Source organism: Frankia sp. CeRuru1, assembly GCF_977966315.1.
The window spans coordinates 1-5,065 of sequence record NZ_CDWWEW010000073.1 but is presented as its reverse complement, the minus strand read 5'-3'; the positions used below and the strand labels follow the sequence as shown (position 1 = coordinate 5,065).

The window sequence follows — 5,065 nt, the reverse complement described above, 5'->3', positions numbered from 1 at the left end:
CCCCGACCCCACGTTCGAACACCCGCATCGCCACCCCACCCGGCCGGTCGACGACGATCTCCACATTCACCCCGTCCGGGAAGTCAACCGGGGAGAACGATGGTGGTCGGGTCAGGTCGAGCCGACGCAGCCCGGCGACGTCCAGGTCGCCGGCGAAGCAGACCGCGTGCGGATTACCCATCGAGACCGCGGTCGCGGTGAAGTCACGATCGGCGACGGTGACCGGGGCCCCGGGTCCGTCGATGATCCGCGGCGGTCCCATGTCGACCGTGACGTCACCGTCCACCGCGGCCTCGACGAGCCGCAGCCCGGCGCGGGTCGCGACGTGGAACCGTCCGGGCTGGGCGTATCCGGCGTCGACGAGGTAGCGGGCGAACACCCGGGCGCCGTTACCGCACATCTCGGCAACCGAACCGTCAGCATTGCGGTAGTCCATGAACCAGCGCGCCCGGCCGGCCAGACCGGCCGCCTCGGGAACCGCGGCGCAGAGCACCACCCGCAGCACCCCGTCGCCCCCAATGCCGGTCCGTCGGTCGCACAGCGCGCGCACCAGGTCCGCGGTGAGGTCGAGGTCCCCGTCGGGATCCGGCAGCAGGACGAAGTCGTTGCCCGTCCCGTGGCCCTTGACGAATCGCAGTCCCAGCTCGTCCCGCACGTCGCCGATCGTACGGGGGATGCCGCTCGGCACCTGACGACCGGGCTCCCGCGGCGGCGTCAGCCGGCTGCGGCCCGCGCCCACTCCCGCATCCGGTCGTCGGAATGCGACGGCTTGTACCAGCGGTCGGGCCGGCCGCGCCCGAGAGCGATCATCCGAGCGTCCTCCACCGGCACCGGCGGACAGAACACCGGTCCGATGGCGCGATCGCAGTCGAGATCCACCACCCGGGACGCCAGGCGCGCGGTGTCGACATCGTCGGCGACGACGGGCAGGCCGCGTTGGTGGGCAAGCCGGACGATGGCCGCGAGCACGGCCTCACCCTCGAGGTCCTTCATCGTCGCCCGCAGGAACAGACCGTCGATCTTGACGAGGTTCAACGGCAGCTGGTCGAGCACGGCCAACGAGCCCAGCCACGTGCCGAAGGACCCGACGGCGATCGCCACCCCGAGGGCACGCAGCCGGGTCAGCAACCGGGGCACCATCGGCGCGGCGAGTCCGAGGGTCTGCTCGCTGAACTCAAGGCCGATCGCCCCGGCCGGCAGCACCCGGCCCGAGACGAGCCGGTCGACCTCGGCCGCGAAGGCGAGGCTGGCAAGCTGGCGGCCATCGATGTTCACCCACAACCGGGGCGGGCGGATCGGCGTCCCGACCGCCATTCGATGCCAGGTGCGCGCCTCGGTCACGGCCATCCGCAGCACCCACTGGTCCACCTGATGGACGAGGCCCGCGGCCACGGCGATCGGCATGAAATCCGCCGGGCCCAGCACCCCGCGTTCCGGGTGCAGCCACCGCGGATGGGCTTCCATCCCCGGCACCGACCCGTTGCGCAGGTCGACCTCCGGTTGGAAGTGCAGCCGCAGCGAACCATCATCGAAGGCGGCGTAGAGCGCGGGGACGAGAGTCAGGTCGGGTGGGGTACCAGCATCATCGGGTGGGGTACCAGCATCAGCGGTGGGCGCGGTCACATCGATCTCTCCAGACGCCGTGCGGGACCGGCCGCCGCGCACCGGCCACCGGCGACGCCGCGCATTGGCGGCGGCCCGATCGACCCCGACCCGGTCGGCCGATCACCCGTCAGAGCGAACCCACCAGCCGTCGCACCTGGGTGACATCTGGTTGGTCCAACCAGGCTATCCGGTTATCCCGCCGGAACCAGGACCTTTGTCGACGGGCAAAGCGCCGCGTCGCCGTAATTGTGGCGAGCTTGGCCTGTTCAGCGGAGTCCATTGCGCCGTCGAACCAGGCCAGAACCTGGGCATAGCCCAGTGCGCGAGACGCGGTTCGGCCTTCCCGCAGGCCGCATTCCACCAACCTTCGCACTTCGTCAGGAAAACCAGCACCCCACATTTTCTCCACCCGGTCCGTGATCCGTTGGTCGAGATCGGGGCGATCCACGCCGATCTGCACGACCTCATAGACCGAGCGGTGCTCCGGCAGGGTGGCCGTGAAGGTTCCGGTGAGCTCGACGACCTCCAGGGCACGCACAATCCGCCGGCCGTTGCTGGGCAGGATCGCCGCGGCGGCCTGCGGTGCCAGCGCGGCCAGCCGGTCGTGCAGCGCCGGGGCGCCGACGCGGGCCAGTTCCTCCTCCCACCGCGCCCGGACGCCCGGATCGGTCCCCGGGAAGGTCAGATTGTCGAGAACCGCGCGGACGTAGAGCCCGGAACCGCCGACCAGCACCGGAATGCGCCCGGCGGCGAGCAGATCGTCGATTACCCGGCGGGCGTCCACCTGGAAGCTCGCGACGTCCGCGGGATGCGTCACGTCCCACACGTCGAGCAGATGGTGGGGCACCCCGCGACGCTCCGCCTCGGGAACCTTGGCGGTACCGATGTCCATCCCGCGGTAGAGCTGCATCGAGTCCGCGTTCACCACCTCGCCGCCGAGGGCGAGCGCGATCTCGATGCCGAGGTCGCTCTTCCCGCCGGCGGTCGGCCCCACGACCGCCACCACCGGCCCCCGGCGCGGTTCCTCCTGCCTGTTCATCCTCGCTCGGCAACATCCCGTGTCCAGAGGGCAACCAGATAGCCGATACCGTACGGCGCGTCGTCATACCGGAGGTCACTGTTCCATGCCCCCGGGCCCAGGGACCCCGGGCCCGGGCCGTCCCGGGTCGCGGCGAGCAGGGCGCCGGCCAGGACCTGCCAGGACGCCCGGCCCGCGGCGAGCAGCTCCCGGGCCAACCCCGGGTCCAGGGCGAGCAGGCCGGCTGGATCCCCCGCGGCCAGCGCCGCGGCGGCGGTCGCGTCGAACGCCGCGGCCCGTGGATCCAACCCGCCGGGAGCCTTCAGCGTGCGACAGGCCGAGCCGTCGCCCATCACGAGCAGTGCGAGGCGTCCCTGCGGAGCGGAGCCCGCGACCAGCCGCGATCCGAGTGCGACGGCCCCGTCCGGGGAGATCTCCGCGGGCACCCCGACGGCGGTGCGGGCGCCGGGCCAACCGACGGCGCCCAGCAGCCAGGCGCCGATCGTGATCGACAACGGTAGAGGGGGCGACGGTAGGACGGGCGACGACGGGACAGACGGCGACTCGGGGGCCAGCGCGGTCGGGCCGAGGTCCACCCGGAGATCCACGCCGAAGCCGGCCAGCGACCCGAACGCGGCGGGGCCGTAGGACACCTCGGTCGCCGCGTCACCCACCACCACGATCGTGTCCGGCTCGGTGGCACACAGCAGGCGCACCGCGTCCACCGCGACGGCCCGTGCCTCGATCGGCTCACCACAGCCGACCTCGGGAACCAGCAACGGAGGATGAGGACAGACCGCGGCGGCGACGAGGGTCATCGACGTACCGGAGTACAGCAGGCGTCCGCGCCGGCCGACGCCGCGCCAGCAGACGCCGCGCCAGCAGACGCCAGGCCAGCAGACGCCAGGCCGACGGGACCGGGCGAGGACGGCCGCAGGGACGGGATGCCCAGGGTGACGATCGGCCGTCCGCCTGCCGGCTGCTGCGCGGCGGCCGCACCGCCACCGTCACGCCCGAGCGCCCACGCGTCCCCCGCACGGGTCGCCCGGTGGGACCACAGGGGGCCGTCGGCGGTGAGGTGGTGGGGTGCCGCCCGCGTCACCACCGTCTCGACGACGTCGCCCGGGCGCACCGTAGGCGCGACCGCGGGCGCGACCGCGGCGCCGCCCGCCCTCGAGCCCGAGCCGGTGGGCGAGCTCGCGGCCTCGTCCGCGCGGAAGTGCACGAGCCGTCCGTCCCGGGCCCGGCCGGACATCCGGCCGGTGGCGCCGTCCTTGCGCCCCTCTCCCTCCGAGACCAGCACCTCGACCCGCCGGCCGACCAGGGCCCGGTTCTCCGCCCAGGAGATCTCGTCCTGCAGGGCCACCAGCCGGGTATACCGGTCGGCTACAGTCGCCCGGTCCACCTGGGCGTCCATGGTCGCTGCCGGGGTGCCCGGGCGAGGCGAGTACTGGAAGGTGAAGGCGCCGGAGAACCGGGCCGCCCGCACCACGTCGAGGGTGTCGGCGAAGTCCGCCTCGGTCTCGCCGGGGAAGCCCACGATGATGTCGGTGGTGATGGCCGCGTCGGGCATGACTGCCCGCACCCGCTCGACAATGCCGAGGAACCGGTCCCGACGGTACGAGCGGCGCATGCGGCGCAGCACGGTGTCCGACCCGGACTGCAACGGCATGTGCAGCTGGTGGCACACGTTCGAGGTGGTCGCCATGGCCTCGATGACGTCATCGGTGAAGTCGCGCGGATGCGGTGAGGTGAAGCGGACACGTTCCAGACCGTCGACGCGACCGCAGGCGGCCAGCAGCTTCGCGAAGGCACCGGGATCTCCCAGGGAGCGCCCGTAGGAGTTGACGTTCTGCCCCAGCAGCGTGATCTCCAGGGCGCCCTCCGCGACCAGGGCCTCGACCTCGGCGAGCACGTCGCCCGGCCGGCGGTCACGCTCGCGGCCACGCAGGCTGGGGACGATGCAGAAGGTGCAGGTGTTGTCGCATCCCACGCTGATGCTGACCCAGGCCGAGTGATGGCTGGCCCGCCGGGTCGGCAGAGAGCTCGGGAAGACCTCCAGGGCCTCGGCGATCTCGACCTGGGCCGCCGCGTTGTGCCGCGCGCGCTCCAGCAGCACGGGCAGTCGGTGCAGGTTGTGCGTGCCGAAGACCACGTCAACCCAGGGTGCCCGGTCAAGGATCGCGGCCCGGTCCTTCTGGGCGAGGCAGCCCCCGACCGCGATCTGCATGCCCGGATGGCCCTTCTTCACCGGGACGAGCTGGCCGAGGTTGCCGTACAGGCGGTTGTCGGCGTTCTCCCGCACCGCGCAGGTGTTGAACACGACTACATCCGCCTCGCCGCCGGGATCGACCGGGGAGTAGCCGGCGGATTCCAGCAGCCCACAGAGCCGTTCGGAGTCGTGGACGTTCATCTGGCACCCGAACGTGCGGACCTCGTAGC

5 protein-coding genes are annotated in these 5,065 nt (G+C 72.4%); all 5 read right to left on the bottom strand.

Annotated elements, in window-relative coordinates; all coding sequences use genetic code 11:
* Positions 1-655 (bottom strand): diaminopimelate epimerase (gene dapF, locus AC08OP_RS07990; RefSeq protein WP_476613604.1); only part of this gene is annotated, 655 nt, incomplete at its 3' end.
* 59 nt (positions 656-714) lie between these two features.
* Positions 715-1,623, bottom strand: a complete 909-nt coding sequence (locus AC08OP_RS07985) for an EAL domain-containing protein (protein WP_476613595.1) — start codon at positions 1,621-1,623, stop codon at positions 715-717.
* A 109-nt stretch (positions 1,624-1,732) separates the two neighbouring features.
* Positions 1,733-2,644 (bottom strand): tRNA (adenosine(37)-N6)-dimethylallyltransferase MiaA, encoded by a 912-nt coding sequence (miaA, locus tag AC08OP_RS07980; protein ID WP_476613594.1) that lies wholly within the window; start codon positions 2,642-2,644, stop codon positions 1,733-1,735.
* On the bottom strand, positions 2,641-3,441 hold the full coding sequence (locus AC08OP_RS07975) for a class III extradiol dioxygenase subunit B-like domain-containing protein (RefSeq protein ID WP_476613593.1): 801 nt from the start codon (positions 3,439-3,441) through the stop codon (positions 2,641-2,643). The genes miaA and AC08OP_RS07975 overlap by 4 nt, the downstream gene beginning before the upstream one ends.
* On the bottom strand, positions 3,438-5,065 hold a 1,628-nt coding region (miaB, locus tag AC08OP_RS07970), incomplete at its 5' end, for a tRNA (N6-isopentenyl adenosine(37)-C2)-methylthiotransferase MiaB (protein WP_476613592.1). The genes AC08OP_RS07975 and miaB, both read right to left, overlap by 4 nt.